Source organism: Demequina ureilytica, from assembly GCF_048553575.1.
Classification (GTDB): domain Bacteria; phylum Actinomycetota; class Actinomycetes; order Actinomycetales; family Demequinaceae; genus Demequina.
In genome coordinates this window covers 249,388-266,816 of record NZ_JBLZIE010000001.1, presented here as the reverse complement: position 1 = coordinate 266,816, position 17,429 = coordinate 249,388, and the positions used below count along the sequence as shown (strand labels likewise).

Here is a 17,429-nt window from a genome sequence, read left to right as displayed (position 1 = left end):
GGCCAGTTGCGCCCGTGACGACCCCACCCCGAAAGCAGGAGCAGATGACGCACAAGCTCGTGATCGTCGAGTCGCCCACCAAGTCGCGCACCATCGGCGGCTACCTGGGTGCCGACTACGAGGTGGTGTCGTCCGTCGGCCACATTCGTGACCTCCCGCAGCCCAGCGAGATGCCAGCCGACAAGAAGACGGGGTCGCTCGGAAAGTTCGCCGTCGACGTCGAGAACGGCTTCGCGCCCTTCTACGTGGTGAGCCCGGAGAAGAAGAAGCTGGTGGCGGACCTCAAGCGCGCGCTCAAGGGCGCCGACGAGCTCTACCTCGCGACTGATGAGGACCGCGAGGGAGAGGCCATCGCGTGGCACCTGCTCGAGGTGCTGCAGCCCAAGGTCCCCGTCAAGCGCCTGGCATTCCACGAGATCACCCGCGAGGGGATCGAGCGGGCGCTCGCCAACCCGCGCGACATCGACATGGAGCTGGTGGAGGCCCAGGAGGCCCGCCGCGTCCTGGACCGCCTTTACGGCTACGAGGTGTCGCCCGTGTTGTGGCGCAAGGTCCAGCAGGGCCTGAGCGCCGGCCGCGTGCAGTCCGCCGCGCTGCGCCTGGTCGTGGACCGCGAGAAGGAGCGCATGGCGTTCCAGTCCGCCGAGTACTGGGACCTCACCGCCACCTTCAGCGCCACCGAGGGGGCCGATGCGGGCAAGGACTTCTCCGCTCGCCTCACCACAGTGGACGGCAAGCGAGTCGCGACCGGTAAGGACTTCGACGACCGCGGCGTGCTTAGAAACACCAAAGTGCACCACGTGACGGCCGGAGAGGCCGGTGCCCTCGCATCGGGCCTTGCGCACTCGGACTACAAGGTCGCAAGTGTCGAGTCCAAGCCGTACAAGCGCCGCCCCGCGGCGCCGTTCATCACGTCGAGCCTCATCCAGGAGGCCAGCCGCAAGCTGCGCCTGGGGGCTCGCCAGTCGATGGGCGTCGCGCAGGGCCTGTACCAGCGCGGTTACATCACCTATATGAGGTCGGACTCGCCTGTGCTGTCGGGTGAGGCCATCCGTGCCGCCCGTGCGCAGGCCGCCGAGCTCTACGGCTCCGACTCGGTCGCGTCCTCGCCCCGCATCTACGCCAGCCAGGACACCAACGCTCAAGAGGCGCACGAGGCGATCCGCCCCGCCGGCGACAAGTTCCGCACGCCGGCCTCGGTCCGCAGTGAGCTCGCGGGCGATGAGTTCCGCATGTACGAGATGATCTGGAAGCGCACCGTCGCCTCGCAGATGGCCGATGCGATCGGCAGCACCTCAACCGTGCGCATCGGGGCGAAGACCTCGGGCGGGCACGCGGTCGAGTTCTCGGCGTCCGGCACCATCATCACGGCGCCCGGCTTCCTCGCCGCCTACGAGGAGACCAAGGAGCGTTCGCGCTACGAAGAGGACGCCAAGGACGAGACGCAGGACAAGGACAAGCGCCTGCCGCAAGTCAAAGAGGGACAGAAGGTGGACGCCGAGGACCTTGCGCCCATCACTCACTCGACCACGCCGCCGCCCCGCTTCACACAGGGCGGGATGATCCAGGAACTCGAGGACCGCAAGCTCGGCCGCCCGTCGACCTACGCCTCGACCGTGGATGTGCTGGTGGCGCGCGAGTACGTGCGTATCGACAAGCAGGTGCTGGTGCCCACGTGGATCGCCTTCGCGATCGTGCGACTGCTCGAGCAGCACTTCCCCACGCTGGTGGACTACGCGTTCACCGCCGAGATGGAGGCGGGCCTCGACCGCATCGCCACGGGCGAGCGGGACATGAAGAAGTGGCTGCACGAGTTCTACTTCGGCAAGGACGGCGACGGCCCCGAAGGGCTGAAGAACCTCGTGGACTCGCTGGGCGACATCGACGCGAAGGCCATCAACACGTTCGAGATCGGCGAGGGCATCGCGGCGCGCCCCGGCCGCTACGGCCCGTACATCGAGCGCACCGTGGACGGCGAGCGCGAGACCGCCTCGATCCCCGAGGACCTGGCCCCCGACGAGCTCACGGTCGCCAAGGCGCTGGAACTGTTCGAGAACCAGGGCGGCGACGAGCGCTCGCTGGGCAAGCACCCCGAGACCGGCCACGAGATCATCGCGAAGGGCGGACGCTACGGCCCGTACGTGACTGAGGTGCTGCCCGAGGACGCCAAGGGCAAGCCCGCCACCGCGAGCCTGCTCAAGTCGATGCAGCTCGAAACGGTCACGCTCGAGGATGCGCTGCAGCTGATGAGCCTGCCACGCGAGGTCGGCAAGGACCCCGAGTCGGGCGACGTCATCACGGCGCAGAACGGCCGCTACGGCCCGTACCTCAAGAAGGGCACGGACTCGCGTTCGCTCGAGACCGAGGATCAGATCTTCACGGTCACCCTCGAGGAGGCCCTCAAGATCTACGCCGAGCCCAAGCGCGGTCGCGGCCGTCCCGCCGCCAAGCCGCCGCTCAAGGAGCTGGGCGAGGACCCCGTCAGCAAGAAGCCCATCGTCATCAAGGAAGGCCGTTTCGGCGAGTACATCACCGACGGCGAGACCAATGTGACGATCCCGCGCGGCGACACCGTCGAGGGCATGACTCCGGAGCGTGCGATCGAACTGCTGCAGGACAAGCGCGCCAAGGGCCCGGCCAAGAAGAAGCGCGCCCCGGCCAAGAAGAAGCCGGCTGCGAAGAAGGCCGCGCCTAAGAAGAAGTAGCGCCGCCCTCGGCGTACCCTCCCGAACATCTGGTGAGCAACACGCCGGGCGCGACCCGCGCATCGGCTGCCCTGACCGGGGTGTCGCGGTCCAGAATGTTCGGGACGGTCCACAACCCTTTCCGCGCATCGGCCGTTTGTATGCCGACGAGAGGGGCCACCGTGACCGATGACGAGCTGCTGGGCGAGATGCTCGAGCGCGCGTCCAAGCGGCTCGCGGCCTACGGCTACCTGCTGACGGGCTCGCAGCATGCGGGCGAGGACCTGGTGCAAGACGCGATCGTCAAGGTGTTCGTGCGCCGCCGTCGCATCCCGAACGCCGCCGCGGCCGAGGGCTACGTGCGTGCCGCGATGCGCACCCTGCACCTCGACGGGCTGCGGCGCGACAAGCGGTGGCGCCGCCTCATTCCGGGGCAGGCCGTCCGCGACGAGCAGCCCGACGCCACCGAGCGCATTCATGCGGCCGATGCTGTGGGCAGGGCGCTCGGCGCGCTCAGTCCGCGCCAGCGCACCGCTGTCGTTCTGCGCTTCTACGACGACCTCACGGTGGCGGACGTCGCGCACGAGATGGGCCTCGCGACCGGGACCGTCAAGAGGTATCTCTCGGATGCCCTCGACCGGCTCGCGGTCGAGGTGGGTGACGACGCGACCTTCGACGTCGAACGCGTCGCGGTGGTGGAGACGGAGGGTCGATCATGAATCTTCACGAGGAGCTTGGAAGGCACGGGGCCGATGCGGTCGACGAGTCCGCGCAGCGCTTGAGTTCGAGCGACGTGCGTTCGGCGCTGGGCGAGCGGGTGCGCCGGGGGCGCCGACGTCGTGCAGTCGGGGGCGGTGTGGGTGCCGTGGCCGGGATCGCTCTCGTGGGCGTGGGTGTTTGGGGCGTGCTGCCCGGGGCGACTATGAACTCTGAGCCTGCCGCGCCCGTTGCCTCGATTGACCCGGAGCTCGAGGCACGCGGCGAGGTCTACCGCATCGATGGATCGGCGCCGGCGGATCCGGAGATCCCGATCGATGTGCAGGATCTGTCCGAGGAGATCTGCGCCATGACGCTCGACGTGAATGAGGGTGTGACGGTGCACGATCCGGACGTCGTCGACAGAGGCGTGGCGGTGGCCGCCCTGTCGCTCCAGGCTACGCCGGAAGATGTCACTGAGGAGTGGCTCCGCGAACTCCCGTCGGGAGACCCGGGAGATGCCTGGGACAACCTAGTGGCCGAGAACCCAGTGGCTGTGGACGCTACGGCCGAGCAGCACTTGTTCGATCACCAGGTGGCTTGGCAGGTGGGTGACGACATCACCACCACCTCCGTCGCGCTGCTTCTGCAGGACGACGAGGTTGTGGGCGTGTCGGGCTCCAAGGGCTTCTCCGGGGACGGGGCTGGGTCGGCGTCCTCGCACATGTGGACACCAAGTCCGGGTGTGTGTGGGGATGGCAGCGACGGCGAGGTCTACACCGACGGCGTCTACGAGCCGGTGCTCGTCTCCCAGGTCTGGTCCGACGAGGGTGGCGCACCGCTCGCGACGGTCGTGATCAGCGCGGGCGAGGTCGACTACACGGGGCTCCGCGAGCCAGACCTCGACGACTCCGACTCGCTCGGAAGCGCTTGGGGTGACGACGCTCTTGCGTCCGTCATCGAGGTGCGGGAGTGGACCGGCGGGCTCGAGTGCGCCGCGCTCTTGGGTGACCAGGACTTCGTGACCGGGACAGGCGACTCCGGAGGCTTCGTCGGCAGCATCCCGGTGCCCAGCACCATCGAAACTGGTCGCCTGTACGGGTACGGCGACGACGCCCTCGTGGGTGGGTACCCGATCCCCGTCGGCGGCGCCGATGGTGAGGCAGACCCGGTTGAGCGCATGACAGACGTCGGGGATACGCGACTCCTGCTGCGCGGGGTGGATGGGACGTGGGTGTTCGACGCCCGCTGGTCGGAGCGGGACGACCTGCCTCACGACGAGCCGGGTTGGTTTGTCGAACTGAATCAGGTGTGGGACTGCGGCAACCCAGATCTCATCGCAGAGGGGGAGTACTCCGCCAGCCTCGTGGTGCCTGAGATGGGGGATGTGTACGACCTCACGCCCATCACCGTCGTGAACGGTGTCCCCTCTATCCCCGAGATCGACGAGCAGGGCTGAGCGAAAGCCAGCCCGCGCATCGGCCCGCTGCACCGCGACACGGTTCCCGACCTCGCATATGGTGGAAAGTGCCGGTGTCGCGAAGCGCCGGCGGCGTCGAAGGGAGAGACCGATGACGGAACCAGGGGATGACCCAAACCGCACAGGCCATTCGGCTGACGATGCGAGGGCCGCTGGGCGCGCCGAACGTGCCCAGCGCGGCACCCGGCGCACGACGGCGCTCATCGGCGTCGGGGTGGCCCTCGCCCTCATCATCATTGCGGTGTTGGCCCTGTCGCTCTGAAGCCGGAGTGATCCGAAGACCGGCGGCCGTCGCCGGGTCCGCAGTCGAGCGCGGCAAAGTCGCACCCCACCCTTGAGCAGTCCCCAACCGTCTCTATGGTGTGAGGGACATGAGACAGCCAGACATCGCGCAGGTGGTCGCGGACGTGTACCGCGAGGCCGGGTCGCGCCTGGCCGCCTACGGCTACGTGCTCACCGGCACCCACCACGGTGCCGAGGAGCTGGTCCAAGCGGCGGTCGTGAAGACCCTCGTCAAGCGCAGCCGCCTCGACGACCATCGCGCCATCGAGGGCTACGTCCGAGCGACCATGCGCACCCTCCACATCGACGGGATCCGCCGCGACGCGACGTGGCGCCGGCTGATTCCCAAGGTCGCCTCGCGCGATCCGCACGAGCACGCCAGCGACGTCGAGGAGCATGACGAGATAAGCCGGGCGCTCGCGGCCCTTCCGCCGCGCGTGCGCACCGCCGTCGCGCTGCGGTTCTACGACGACCTCACGGTCGCGGACGTCGCTGTCGCGATGCACCTGAGCGACGGCACGGTCAAGAAGTACCTGGCAGAGGGGCGCCAACGACTCGCGCCCGTGCTGGGAGTGAGCGACGAGGAGCCCGAGCAGGTCCCCGTCGCCGAGAGGAGCAAGCCATGAGCGACTTCCACGACGCGCTGCGGCGCGCGGCACAGCAGCACGGCGAGGAGGTGGCGCCTGGGCTTTCGGCCGATGCGGTCGTCACCTCGAGCGTCCACGGCATCTCTCGCGGTCGGCAGCGGAGGGCTGCGGCTCAGGCCGGGGCCGGCGCTCTGGGCGTGGTGGCGATCGGCGTGGCCGGATGGGTGGGGCTGCCACTCCTGGGAGAGGGGAACATGGAGCCAGCGGGTCCAGAGATCGGGGTCGAGGCGGGCCCGTGGCGCTACGACGCGGAGCCTGGTGAGGCCACCGAGGGAGACCCACAGGTGATGCTGCAAGGTGAAGACGAGGTCATGTGCTTGGACGAACTGTCTTTGGACCCCGGGGTGAGAGTCCACGATGACCAGGCGTACGAGCGTTCGATCTGGCTCGAGGCCGCCCTTGCCAGGATCGACGAAGCGGCAGCGTCGCCTCCGCCCAGCCAGCCCAATGTCGCCCCGACGCCTGAGGGGCGGCTGACGCCGATCCCGAGTGCACCACAGTGGGTAGTCTCCACGGGAGGCGAGGCGGCGTCGTTGACCTTGGCAACTCTACGAGTCGTCCACGGGACGGTGACGGGCCTCTCTCTCCACTATGCCGGCCGCGACCGAGGTGAAGGGACCCGGGCAGAGGCCACTCTCGTGCCCGGCGGAAATGCTTGTGCGATCCCGACCGGGGACTTGACCGGGACGTCCGCCGAGCCCTCGGGCCAGGGGGAGGAGACGCTCGTAGTCGCGCAATTCTGGGCGACCGGAGACTCGGGCGATGGTGACCCGCTTGCGACCATCGTCGTCGACTCGAGCGAGCCGGCCAACACCACGGACTTGCCGCGCATCGGTGAGACCTCACCGACGCCGGAGCCGACGGCCGGCACTTCGGGCGTTCCCGAGCCCAGCGACGAACCGACTCCGTACCCGGCGACGCCCGCGCACCTGCGCGCGCCCGAAGGTAGCGAGTACCAGGCGTTCGTGGTCGAGCGGCCGCAGCCAGGCTGCTCCCCGCTCGCGGACCTGCTGGCCGCCGGTCAACCCAGTCCGAGCGCCCCCGAATACACCGTGGAGGTTCCCGGCGTGACTGACAGCCTCACGGCCGAGTTGTGGGCCCGCGGCACCTTGGCGACATTGCCGGCTGGTGACGACCCATGGTTCCTGAAGCACCACGCGTGGCTCGTATCGCAAGAGATCACCGACGGAGTGAGACCCGAGGCTCACCTGGAGTGGACCGGCGATCGCGTACTCCAATGGGGAGAGTCGGACCCGTTACAAGGTCCCGACTGCGCGTACGTCGAGGTGATGCCCCAGATCGGCGGGTCCGTGTTCCTGGTGATCGACGGCGTGGACCCGAGTGTGGCCGGCAGCCTCGACTCTCCCGACGACTACCAGACCTGGGTCTACCTGGGCGAGGCCGACTGACCGCTCTTCGCGGACCCTCTTGAACATCTGGCGAGCGACACGCAGGGGTCAGCCCGCGCATCGGCCGGGGTGCCGGAGTGTTGCGGCCAAGGATGTTTGGGACGGTCCGGTGGAGGCTCAGGCGCGGCGGACGTCGGCCCTTGCCGTCCGCACCAGGCGCCAGCTCAGCCACATCAGCCAGCCCGGCATCACCACCATGGTCAGCGCGCGCTGCCACCAGCCGAACCCGTCGCTCTCGGCCATGAGGTTGAAGGTCAAGAACAGCGCGAGCGTGACGAGGCCGAGCAATAGGTGCGGGACGGCGAGGCCCTGCAGCCGCGTGCCGCGCAGGAGCCACGCGGCGAGCAGACCGAACACGATCAGCCCGCCGAACGCTGCCAGGCTGCCGGCGGTGTGGAACACGTCCTCGGGGCTGGCGTCGCCGGCACCCAGGTCGTCGGCGCGCCACATCCCGGCGACCAGCAGCCCGAACCCCACAATGAGCAGCAGGATCCGTAGCACGCCGCCCGCACGTGACTCGCGGAGCGCGCGGCTCAACGAGATCCCGGCGGCCATCCAGCCGAAGCCGAACACCACGAACGCCGCCTGCATGAGCCACTCGTAGTCGCCGCGGCCGTAGTTGCTGACGTATGCGCAGCACGGGTCGAGGTCGGGCCGGATCCAGTGGAAGGCCAGCACCACCAGCACCCAGAAGATCGCGGCGTAGATCGCCCCGAAGCCCAAGAACGAGGACGACAGTGGCACGCGCTTGGACCTACGTGGACCTGCTTCGTTGCCGGTCATGTGAGCCCCCTCTCGAGGTCATGCCTGATACCTCCGACGTTACTCCTCGCCGGACCTGCCCGCCGCCACCCGCGCGCCGTCGCGTTCCTCACACGCTTGTGACAGGTGGGGTGCGTGACGCGGGTGGGGCAGACCCAGCGGTCCCAGGCGTCGCGGGGGTCACACGTGTGTGAGGAACGCTTCAGGGTGCGGGGCGGACCTCCGCCGGCCGACGCGAGTGCGGCTGGGGAGCGACGTCCTTCCGGGATGCTTCGCGGGTCAGGCGCCACCCCACCGATGCCAGCGCCCCCGGGATCACCACGGCCGCGAGCAGCCGCTGCCACCACCCGAAGCCGCCACCCGCGACGGCAGGCCAGGCGTTGAACGTGACGAACAAGATCAAGGTCGTGAACCCGAAGGCCAGGGACGGCAGCGACCAGTCGCCCCACGCATCGGACCGGCGCGCGGCCCACCACCCCACGAAGCCGATCGCGATGAAGCACAGGAACGCGAGGCCCGCGGTGCGCGAGTGGATCAGGCCCTCGAGAGATGGGTCGGTGGTCAGCAGTGGATCAGCCCGGAAGATCCCCGCTAGCGACATCCCGAGGGCCGCGACACCGCCGAGCACCGCCAGCGCAGTGGCTCCGGGTGCGGGCGCGAGCACCCGCCGCAGCCCGAGCCCGGCCGCCGCCCACCCCGCAGCGTTGATAAGGAACGCCGCCTGCATCACCCACGCCCACTCGCCGCGCGCGTAGTTGCTGATGTACGCGTCGCCGGGGGAGAGGTCGGGGCGAATCAGGTGAAACGCGGCGACCGTGCCGATCCACGCGACGGCGCCGACGATCGCGATGACGCCTAACCCGCGCGTGGAGGGGGAGGGCGACGTCGTTGACGAGGACGGTGAACTCATGAAAGAGGTTCGCACGCCGCGGCCGCGCGGTTGGGTCGGGTAGGCAACGCGGGCCGCATCGCTAGGCTGGCCGCATGAGCACTGACACCAACACCGCCAGCACCAAGCCCACCTATTCGCAGACCGCGATCTGCCCCGACCCCATGCACGCTCCGGCGTACCGGTGGGGGATCATCGGCGCTGGCGGCATTGCCCGCAAGCTCGCGGACGCCGTGACCCAGTACACGCAGTCGGAGGTGGTGGCGGTCGCATCGGCCTCCGGCGTGGAGCGCGCGCAGGCGTTCGCCGACGAGAAGGGCATCCCCGCGGCCTACGGGAGCTACGAGGAGCTGCTCGCTGACGACACCATCGACATCGTCTACGTCGCCACCACCCACAACAACCACCACGAGCCCGCGCTCCTGGCCATTGAGGCCGGCAAGCACGTGCTCGTCGAGAAGTCCTTCACACAGAACGAGGCCCAGGCCCAGCTGATCGTGGATGCGGCCCGCGCCAAGGGCGTGTTCGTCATGGAGGCCATGTGGGCCCGTCACCTGCCGCACATGTACGCGGTGCGCGCAGCGATCGCCCGCGGCGAGATCGGCCAAGTGGTCTCGGTGCAGGCCGACCACGGCCAGATGCTCACCCACGTGGACCGCATGGTGCGCGCCGACCTCGCGGGCGGCGCGCTGCTGGACTTGGGCGTGTACCCAATAGCCTTCGCTCACGACATGCTGGGCGTGCCGGACAAGATCACGGCGGTCGGCCGCCTGCGCGACACCGGGGTCGACGGCCAGGTGTCGATGGTGTTCGAGTACGAGGACGCTCAGGCGAGCCTCACCACGACGATGGAGGCCCGCTCGCCGGGCACCGCGCACATCGGCGGCACCGAGGGCGCGATCGAGATCGACGGCCTGTTCTACACGCCCACCACGTTCACGCTGTTCCGCCTCGACGGCACCTCGTGGACCTACGACGGCCTGGTCGACAACGGCTTCCAGTTCCAGGCCGCCGAGGTCGCGCGCCTGGTCGCGGCCGGCCAGACCGAGAGCCCGCTGCACACCCTCGACAACTCGCTCGAGATCATGCGCATTCAGGACGAGGTCCGCGCCCAGATCGGCGTGGTCTACCCCAACGAGAAGTAGCGCCGATGCGCGGGCGGGGTGTGCGCTGAAGCCCGCGCCCGCATCGGCCGCAGTCAAGTAGAAGGCGAAAGGCGCCGGCCCCAGCGAGGGGACCGGCGCCTTCGTCACGTGCGTCGCTAGATTAGCTCGGGCGCGCCTGTGTCACCGTGCGGTAGATGAACGCGGCGATGGCGTCACGGGTGATCTTCGCGGTGGGCCGGTACTCGGGGCCCTCGCTCGTCGACCAACCGTTGGCCAGCCCCTCCTCGTACATCCAGGCGATCGCCACGGCGTGCTCCGAGAAGTCCGCGGACTCGGGGTCGCTCGAGACGTCGGTGAAGGGGTTGCCCTGAGGAGCCGAGGCGCCACCGTCGAGGCGGAACATGAACGCCGCAACAGCGTCACGCGTGATCTGCGCGGTGGGACGGTATGCGTAGCCGCCGTCCACGGGCCAACCCTCGGCCAGGCCCTCCGCCGCCATCCAGTAGATGGCCTCCCAGTGCTCGTTGTAGTGCGGGGAGTCGGGGTCGGAGGACACGTCGACGAACGGCTCGACCGCAGGCTCGTCCGAGACGGGGTTCACCTCGTCGCCGAAGGTGCGGTACATGAACGCGGCGAGCGCGTCGCGGGTGGTGCGCTCGTACGGACGGAACTCGAAGCCTTCCGGCGTCTCCCATCCTCGAACGATCCCCATGTAGCCCAGGGATCCGATGGCCAGCCAGTGCTCGTTGTACTTGGAGAGAGCCATGTCGGCGTGGACGTCGATGAACGGGTGCTCGTCGGAGTGGACGATGCCGAACACCGCCGCGCCGTTCATGTCAGGGGACCCGCTCTCGATCAACGTCCACGAGGCGTACAGGGTGCCGTCGTAGAGGTAGTACTCGAGCTCGGTCTCAGCGTCGAACAGCGAGTCCGAGTACAGCTCGACGCCGCCCAGGATGAAGTCGCCCGTGATCTCGACGCTCACGTCTGCGGTCTCGAAGTTGCACGCGTCGCTTGAGCTGGACACCGTGATGGTCTGCATGCCGAGATCCACGTCCACCTCGACCTCGCCGCAGTACCCAGAGGGGTTCGCGATCTCGTCATCGCCCGTGAGCTCGGGGCCTTCGCCGATGACCACGTCCGTGGCCGAGAACACCATGGGTCCTTGGCCGCTGTCGTCGGTGGGCAGGTCGATCTCGACGACGATCGACGCGAGCGACTCCTCGTCCGGTGCTGCGTTCGCGGCGGTGGCCCCGGCGGCGACGGCGGCTGCGCCGATGGCCATGGTGGCGACGGCAGCGACCGTCCTTCTTGCAGATCTGTACACGTAGATTCCCCTCAGCGGTGATGTGGAAGCGGGAGCGCCCTTTTTTGCATTCTCACGCTTGCGAAAGGTAGCAGTACCAGCGCCGTCGCACTAGGGACACGCGGCAGGTTCGCCATGCGCCGTCCGGTGTCCGCGCCCGCCGGTAAGTTGGTCGCATGACGGGATTCTTCGTGGTGTTCGAGGGCGGCGACGGCGTGGGCAAGTCCACCCAGATCGACCTGCTCGCGGGTCACCTGCGTGCCCCGGCGGGCGGCGGCTTCGAGGTGGTGACCACCCGCGAGCCCGGCGGCACGCGGCTGGGGCAGGAGCTCCGGCAGGCGGTGATGCACGGGGACCACGTCGCCCCACGTGCCGAGGCGCTCCTGTACGCCGCCGACCGGGCCCACCACATCGCCACCAAGGTGCGCCCCGCCATCGAGCGCGGCGCCGTGGTGGTGCAGGACCGCTACGTCGACTCGTCGATCGTCTACCAGGGCGGGGCCCGCGGGCTGGGCGACGAGGTGGAGCGCATCTCGCGCTGGGCGACCGAGGGACTGCTGCCGGACCTGACCGTCGTGCTGGATATGGAGCCGGCCGAGGGGCGGATGGAGCGCGAGCTCGACCGCGTGGAGCGCGAGACGCTGGAGCACGCGGTGCTCATTCGCTCCGCTTTCCTCGATCTCGCCGCGCGCGAGCCCTCGCGGTACGCAGTGATCGACGCCGCGCGCTCGATCGAAGACGTCGCGAGCGACGTCTCACGCGCGGTGTCCGATGCGATGGCTCGGTCGGGTCCCTGGACGGCCGATGCGCGGGCTGGGTCTGCTTCCCGCGAGGCTGAAGGGCTCGAGCCTTGGGGAACGCCGTGAGCGCAGCGTCCACCGACAGCGCAGTGCCTACTAACAGCGCCGCGCGGGTGAAGAGCGTGTGGGACGAGGTGGTGGGCCAGGAGGTCGCCATCGCGCCGCTGCGGGCGGCGGTCGCCGACTCCGGTGCCATGACCCACGCCTGGATCATCACTGGGCCGCCGGGATCGGGGCGGTCGTATGCGGCCCGCGCCTTCGCCGCGGCGCTGCAGTGCCTCGAGGGCGGTTGCGGCACGTGCCGGGCGTGCACGACGTCGCTCAGTGGAGCGCACGCGGACGTGACGCTGCTCGCCACCGAGAAGGTCACCATCAGCATCGACGAGGTCCGCGACCTGATCGCGACCGCGCAGTCCTCGCCCAGCGAGGGGCGTTGGCGCGTGATGGTGATCGAGGACGCGGATCGTATGACCGAGCGCACCTCCAACGTGCTGCTGAAGTCCATCGAGGAGCCGCCGCCGCGCACCGTCTGGCTACTGTGCGCGCCGTCGGCGGAGGACGTCGCGGTGACCATCCGCTCGCGCTCGCGTCATGTGCGCCTGCGAGTGCCGGACCCCGAGGTGGTGGCGCAGCTGCTGGTCTCGCAGGACGGAGTGGAGCCGGAGCTCGCCCGTCAGTGCGCGTACGCGTCGCAGAGCCACATCGGCATCGCGCGGCGGCTCGCCCGTGATCCCGCCGCCCGCGGCCGGCGCGACCAGGTGCTCGCGCTCGCGACCGAGATTCGCGGCGTCGGTGACGCGGTGCTGGCTGCCGCCGACCTCGTGGCAGTGGCGGAGGCGGACGCGAAGGCCTCGACCGAGGAGCGCGACGTCGAGGAGCGCAACGAGCTGCTGCGCACTCTCGGCGCCGACGACGGTGGGCGCCTGCCGCCCGCGCTGCGCTCGCAGGTCAAGCAGCTCGAGGAGGACCAGAAGCGGCGCGCGACCCGGCTCAAGCGCGATGTGCTGGACCGCGCCATCGTCGACCTGATGTCGCTCTACCGGGACGTCGCCTGCCTGCAGGTGGGCGCGACGGTGCCGCTGGTCAACGAGTCGCACCGTGGGCACGTCGAGGGCCTGGCGGGGCGCGGCACGCTGGCGGACACCATGCGGTGCCTGGACGCGCTGGCCCAGACCCGGGACCGGCTGGCAGGCAACGTCGCGCCGGTGCTCGCCCTCGAGGCGATGGCGCTCGCGCTGCGGCCCCGCACCGCATCGTAGGAATGGCGCCGCGTCCTTCGAATAGCACAGGCGCTTAGGCTAGGCGCATGATCCGCCGCGCGCCCGCCCTTGCCCGCTTGGTTGCCGCATCGGCCGTCGCCGTGCTCGCCCTCGCCGCCTGCACTCCGGACAAGACGCAGGTCTCCCCGGACGATGCCGCGCCCACGTCCACGGGGACGCCCGCACCTGGGGGGACGGGCGCATCGGGCATCTACGAGCAGCAGCTCGAGTGGAGCGAATGCGGGGAGCTCGAGTGCGCGACGATCCGGGTGCCGCTCGACTGGAGCGACGAGGACGGCGACACCATAGAGGTCGCGCTCAACCGACACCGCGCGCTCGACGCCGATGCGCGGCTTGGCTCGCTGCTCATCAACCCGGGCGGGCCGGGCGGCTCGGGGCTGGCGCTTACGGAGCCCTTCGTGACCACCGCGGGCGAGGCGCTGCTGGACTCCTACGACGTCATCGGCTTCGACCCGCGCGGGGTGGCCGCATCGACGCCGGTGCAGTGCGGCACGGACGAGCAGGTCGACGAGTACTACATCCCCGACAGGCTGATCGAGACCCAGGACGACCTTGACGAGGCCAACGAGGCCGCCGCCGACTTCGCCGCCCTGTGTCGCTTGGAGTCGGGCGCCGTCGTCGAGAACGTGGACACGGTCAGTGCGGCGCGCGACATGGATGTGATCCGTGCCGCGGTGGGCGACGAGCAACTCAACTTCTTGGGGTTCTCGTACGGCACCCAACTGGGCGCGACGTATGCGGAGCTCTACCCCGAGAACGTGGGCCGGCTCGTGCTCGACGGCGCGGTCGACTTCCTGCTCCCGTCCGTCGAGCAGGCGAGCGGCCAGGCCGAGGGGTTCGAGAACGCGCTCACCAACTTCCTGCGGTGGTGCGGCGAGCGCGACTCGTGCCCGCTGGCGGGAGGGGTCGATGCGATGAAGTCGCAGCTGAGCTCCATGATGGATCGCGCTCTCGACGACCCCTTCCCCTCGGGCACCGAGTGGGGCGTGAACGGCAACCTGTTCGTCTACGGCGTGGTCGTCACGCTGTACGACGAGGCATCGTGGCCGTTCCTCGAGCAGGCGCTCGCGGAGGTCGCCGCCTCGGGGGATGCGTCGATCATGTACGAGCTCGCGAACTTCTATCTGGACCGCGACGGCACCACCGGCGAGTACACGACGAACTCGACGTGGGCCTTCACCGCGATCGGCTGCCTGGACGACGTCCCGGGCGACGAGTGGACCATCGAGGACGTGGACGACTTCCGGGCCGAGATGCGCGAAGCGTCGCCCACGTTCGGCTGGTGGTTCGCGAGCGGCGCGGGGTGCGACGCGTGGCCATGGACCGCGGACCGGCACATCACGTCGCTCGAGTCTGCTGCGACCGCCGAGCAGATGCTGGTCATCGGCACCACCAACGACCCGGCCACGCCGTACTGGTGGTCGGAGTCGCTCGCGGAGCGCCTGGACGCGACGCTGCTCACGTATGACGGCGAGGGTCACACGGCGTACGGGCGGTCGAACCAGTGCATCATCGACCAGGTCGACGGGTTCCTTGTGGACGGCGAGATGCCGGATTCGGGAACTCAGTGTTAAGCCGCTAAGATGGCAAACCGCACCGGTTGGTGCACGCCGCCTTAGCTCAGTCGGCAGAGCGATTCACTCGTAATGAATAGGTCAAGGGTTCGATTCCCTTAGGCGGCTCGTTTGGCCCCGGTCTTGTGATCGGGGCCTTTCGTATGTCCGCCCCGGCTCCGCCTCCTTCCCCCGACCTCCTGTCCGGCACTCATGGTCGCCTGTGGCGGGTTTCGTGGTGCTGTCCGGCACTGACGGTCCGCCAGGACCGGCGGCTCCCGCAGATCCGACACCCAGCGTCCGCTAGGGCGCTAAGGCGGATAAGGGGTGTGGGGCAAGGCCCGAACGCCGCCGCCGAATCTATGCCGTAGCGGGTGACCCAACCGGGAACCCACCCTGCCGCCGCGACGACCCTGTGCCGAATCCATCGCGGTGACAAAGCCAACACGCTGAGTCCTCTGCGCGACCTAGGTGTCGGGCAGGCTCCACACAGTCCTTGCGCCGCGACAGCGGGTCACGTGACCCTTCCATGACTTGACCAGGACTGATGAGGTATATGGGCTATCGCGTCAGTGGCCGTGACGGGGCCGCAACCGGACGACGCGACGAAGACCACTGCGCGGTCGACATCCACGAATTGGCGCGCTCGCTACTGCTTCGCGTCCGAAGTGACCTACAGTCACCCGCATGGCCATCACGGCCTACCCACCCGGTCAACCGATCCGGGCGTGAAAAAGGCAAACCCGTCGCAAGGCGGGGACGCAAAGCCAACGGGACCCACGCGGTCGGCCGGGCTACCACAGAGGGAGCATTACCATGCAAAAAATCACACGCGCCATCGGCGTTGGCATTGTCGCCACCGCACTCTTCGGCGCCACCACCGTCTCTGCTTCTGCCGGGGACACCACCACGACGTTCGCGCTCGCGGGAGGCACGCTTTCAGTCGCCGCGGCTGGGAGCGCAGCCCTCACGGCGGGGAACTCGGGTGCCACGTCAGTGAGCGGTGCGCTGGGCGACGTCGTCGTCACGGACAACCGCGGAGGCGTCACGGGCTGGTCCGTCAAGGCAAGTACGAGCGCGTTCACCAACACCACCACGAGCTCCACTGGTGTGTCGTACGTGACCGGCACGGTCGCCAAGACCGGAATCGTCACGGCTACCGGCGGGACAAAGGCGCTCACCGCGGTCGCTGTCGAGGTCGTCGGCGGCACGCTAGTCGAGGGCAACAACACGGCGACGTGGAACCCGACCCTCACGGTCACCTTGCCTGCGAGCAGCACTGCCGGAACCTACACCGGGACCATCACCACCTCTGTGGCCTGAGGCAGAGGTCAGTCTTGCGTAGAGCTTTAGTAACGCTCGCACTGGTGGCCGGGGCGATGGTCCCGGCCACCAGTGCGTGGGGCGTGACTGCCGGGTCGCAGGATGAGCCTGCCGGAGGCATCGGAATCCGACTGCTCGACGCCCCGGTGGCCACTGCAGACAATCCGAGGGCAAACGTCTACATCATCGACCATGTCGCACCGGGTACGGTCATCGAGCGACGCGTCGAGGTGTCCAACGGGACGAATGAGTCCACGACCGTCACGGTCTACCCGGCAGCTGCTCAGATTAGTGGCGGCAGTTTTGTGGGGGAGCCAGAGGACGCCCCGAACGAGCTCTCCAGTTGGATCGACGTGTCCCCCTCTGCGCCTGAACTTGAGGCGGGGGAGCGGGCGGAGGTCGACCTGAAGATCGCCGTGCCGACCGGTGCAACAAGGGGTGAGCACTACGGTGTCATTTGGGCCGAGGTTTCCGATGTGCCTGAGGGGGGCGGCGTCACCGCGGTGACTCGCGTGGGTATCCGCATTTACCTTTCGGTAGGCGAGGGGGGCGTTCCACCGTCGGACTTCACAGTCGATGGGCTGACGGCGTCTCGCACCGAAGATGGCTCACCTTCTCTCGAGGCCACCGTGACGAACACCGGCGAGCGGGCCCTTGATCTGACCGCTGAGGTCAGTCTGTCTGACGGACCCGGCGGCGTTTCAGCTGGTCCCTTCAGCACCGATCCGGTGACGACTCTGGGTATTGGGGAGAGCGCACCCGTGACGGTCGCACTCGACCCCTTGCTTCCGAACGGCCCATGGCACGCCGAACTCACCGTGACAAGCGGGCTCGAGGAGCGGTCGATCGAGGCGGACCTGACGTTCCCGGAGCCGGGGGGCGTTGCTGAGGCGACCATCGACGAAGGCGTGTCTCACCTGTTCGTCATCCTTGTCATCGCCGCAGCCCTGGCAGTTCTGGCGGCCGCCATCGTCGCCATCACGATCGCTCGAAAGCGCTCGCGGGCATCTTCGTAGGCCTCGCCCGACGCGCCTGCTGCCCCGTCAGACGCTGGCGGTCAGAGCCGCTCCAGTCCATTGGCGGCTCGTTCGGCCCCGGTCCTGCGACCGGGGCCTTTCGTGTGTCCCGGGGGCGCCCGATGCGCGGGCCGGGTCATCCTTCGCTGTCCGGCACTCACGGTCCTCCAGGATCCGTGACTCCCTCAGATTCGAC

General features: G+C 68.9%; 15 protein-coding genes, 1 tRNA gene and 1 riboswitch. Of the genes, 13 read left to right on the top strand and 3 right to left on the bottom strand.

The genetic code is table 11. From position 1 onward, the window contains the following. The first annotated feature begins 44 nt into the window (after positions 1-44). From topA to ACNI3K_RS01115, 6 genes are all read left to right on the top strand, one after another. Positions 45-2,705 (top strand): type I DNA topoisomerase, encoded by a 2,661-nt coding sequence (gene topA, locus ACNI3K_RS01140; protein ID WP_419390023.1) that lies wholly within the window; start codon positions 45-47, stop codon positions 2,703-2,705. Positions 2,706-2,866: 161 nt separating this feature from the next. Then, positions 2,867-3,403 carry a sigma-70 family RNA polymerase sigma factor gene (locus ACNI3K_RS01135; RefSeq protein ID WP_419390022.1) on the top strand — a complete coding sequence of 179 codons (537 nt, stop codon included), beginning with the start codon at positions 2,867-2,869 and terminating at the stop codon, positions 3,401-3,403. Next, positions 3,400-4,839: a hypothetical protein gene (locus ACNI3K_RS01130; RefSeq protein WP_419390021.1), complete on the top strand. Its 1,440-nt coding sequence runs from the start codon at positions 3,400-3,402 to the stop codon at positions 4,837-4,839. Before ACNI3K_RS01135 ends, ACNI3K_RS01130 begins: the two co-directional genes overlap by 4 nt. 112 nt (positions 4,840-4,951) lie before the next feature. Further along, entirely contained in the window at positions 4,952-5,122 is a 171-nt protein-coding gene (locus ACNI3K_RS01125) for a hypothetical protein (protein ID WP_419390020.1), read from the top strand. Positions 5,123-5,231: 109 nt separating this feature from the next. Further along, positions 5,232-5,768 (top strand): RNA polymerase sigma factor, encoded by a 537-nt coding sequence (locus ACNI3K_RS01120; protein WP_419390019.1) that lies wholly within the window; start codon positions 5,232-5,234, stop codon positions 5,766-5,768. Continuing rightward, the gene (locus ACNI3K_RS01115) at positions 5,765-7,198 is read left to right on the top strand and encodes a hypothetical protein (RefSeq protein ID WP_419390018.1); all 1,434 of its coding nucleotides are present in this window, start codon (positions 5,765-5,767) and stop codon (positions 7,196-7,198) included. The genes ACNI3K_RS01120 and ACNI3K_RS01115 overlap by 4 nt, the downstream gene beginning before the upstream one ends. Positions 7,199-7,315: 117 nt before the next feature. On the opposite strand, the gene ACNI3K_RS01110 is transcribed toward ACNI3K_RS01115, so the two are convergent. Together ACNI3K_RS01110 and ACNI3K_RS01105 are read right to left on the bottom strand one after the other, a co-directional pair. Next, entirely contained in the window at positions 7,316-7,981 is a 666-nt protein-coding gene (locus ACNI3K_RS01110; protein ID WP_419390017.1) for a DUF998 domain-containing protein, read from the bottom strand. A gap of 181 nt (positions 7,982-8,162) precedes the next feature. Then, on the bottom strand, positions 8,163-8,870 hold the full coding sequence (locus ACNI3K_RS01105; RefSeq protein ID WP_419390016.1) for a DUF998 domain-containing protein: 708 nt from the start codon (positions 8,868-8,870) through the stop codon (positions 8,163-8,165). A 74-nt stretch (positions 8,871-8,944) separates the two neighbouring features. Here ACNI3K_RS01105 and ACNI3K_RS01100 point away from each other — a divergent pair, with 74 nt between their 5' ends. Then, complete coding sequence (locus ACNI3K_RS01100) at positions 8,945-9,994, top strand: Gfo/Idh/MocA family protein (protein WP_419390015.1); 1,050 nt, start codon at positions 8,945-8,947, stop codon at positions 9,992-9,994. Positions 9,995-10,115: 121 nt separating this feature from the next. Here the strand turns inward: ACNI3K_RS01100 and ACNI3K_RS01095 are convergent, their stop codons facing one another. Next, positions 10,116-11,282 (bottom strand): S-layer homology domain-containing protein, encoded by a 1,167-nt coding sequence (locus tag ACNI3K_RS01095; RefSeq protein ID WP_419390014.1) that lies wholly within the window; start codon positions 11,280-11,282, stop codon positions 10,116-10,118. A gap of 155 nt (positions 11,283-11,437) precedes the next feature. Between ACNI3K_RS01095 and tmk the strand changes: the two genes are divergently transcribed. The 6 genes from tmk (at position 11,438) to ACNI3K_RS01065 (ending at position 17,233) form a co-directional block, all read left to right on the top strand. Continuing rightward, positions 11,438-12,127, top strand: a complete 690-nt coding sequence (tmk, locus tag ACNI3K_RS01090) for a dTMP kinase (RefSeq protein WP_419390013.1) — start codon at positions 11,438-11,440, stop codon at positions 12,125-12,127. Beyond that, entirely contained in the window at positions 12,124-13,320 is a 1,197-nt protein-coding gene (locus tag ACNI3K_RS01085; RefSeq protein WP_419390012.1) for a DNA polymerase III subunit delta', read from the top strand. Before tmk ends, ACNI3K_RS01085 begins: the two co-directional genes overlap by 4 nt. 47 nt (positions 13,321-13,367) lie before the next feature. After that, on the top strand, positions 13,368-14,915 hold the full coding sequence (locus tag ACNI3K_RS01080; protein ID WP_419390011.1) for an alpha/beta hydrolase: 1,548 nt from the start codon (positions 13,368-13,370) through the stop codon (positions 14,913-14,915). Positions 14,916-14,950: 35 nt separating this feature from the next. After that, a tRNA-Thr gene (locus tag ACNI3K_RS01075) sits at positions 14,951-15,023 on the top strand. 597 nt (positions 15,024-15,620) lie between these two features. Next, a riboswitch (cyclic di-GMP riboswitch) is annotated at positions 15,621-15,696 on the top strand. A 14-nt stretch (positions 15,697-15,710) separates the two neighbouring features. Beyond that, a complete protein-coding gene (locus ACNI3K_RS01070) occupies positions 15,711-16,217 on the top strand; it encodes a hypothetical protein (protein WP_419390010.1) in 507 nt (168 codons plus the stop codon). Between the two features lie 44 nt (positions 16,218-16,261). Further along, positions 16,262-17,233, top strand: coding sequence for a hypothetical protein (locus ACNI3K_RS01065; protein ID WP_419390009.1), 972 nt, complete (start codon positions 16,262-16,264; stop codon positions 17,231-17,233). The last annotated feature ends 196 nt before the right edge of the window (positions 17,234-17,429 follow it).

Excerpts from the sequence above, each read along its gene's own strand:
- topA (WP_419390023.1), top strand. The coding sequence starts at position 45 with ATGACGCACAAGCTCGTGATCGTCGAGTCGCCCACCAAGTCGCGCACC.
- ACNI3K_RS01130 (WP_419390021.1), top strand. The coding sequence starts at position 3,400 with ATGAATCTTCACGAGGAGCTTGGAAGGCACGGGGCCGATGCGGTCGAC.
- ACNI3K_RS01125 (WP_419390020.1), top strand. The coding sequence starts at position 4,952 with ATGACGGAACCAGGGGATGACCCAAACCGCACAGGCCATTCGGCTGAC.
- ACNI3K_RS01120 (WP_419390019.1), top strand. The coding sequence starts at position 5,232 with ATGAGACAGCCAGACATCGCGCAGGTGGTCGCGGACGTGTACCGCGAG.
- ACNI3K_RS01115 (WP_419390018.1), top strand. The coding sequence starts at position 5,765 with ATGAGCGACTTCCACGACGCGCTGCGGCGCGCGGCACAGCAGCACGGC.
- ACNI3K_RS01110 (WP_419390017.1), bottom strand. The coding sequence starts at position 7,981 with ATGACCGGCAACGAAGCAGGTCCACGTAGGTCCAAGCGCGTGCCACTG.
- ACNI3K_RS01105 (WP_419390016.1), bottom strand. The coding sequence starts at position 8,870 with ATGAGTTCACCGTCCTCGTCAACGACGTCGCCCTCCCCCTCCACGCGC.
- ACNI3K_RS01100 (WP_419390015.1), top strand. The coding sequence starts at position 8,945 with ATGAGCACTGACACCAACACCGCCAGCACCAAGCCCACCTATTCGCAG.
- tmk (WP_419390013.1), top strand. The coding sequence starts at position 11,438 with ATGACGGGATTCTTCGTGGTGTTCGAGGGCGGCGACGGCGTGGGCAAG.
- ACNI3K_RS01080 (WP_419390011.1), top strand. The coding sequence starts at position 13,368 with ATGATCCGCCGCGCGCCCGCCCTTGCCCGCTTGGTTGCCGCATCGGCC.
- ACNI3K_RS01070 (WP_419390010.1), top strand. The coding sequence starts at position 15,711 with ATGCAAAAAATCACACGCGCCATCGGCGTTGGCATTGTCGCCACCGCA.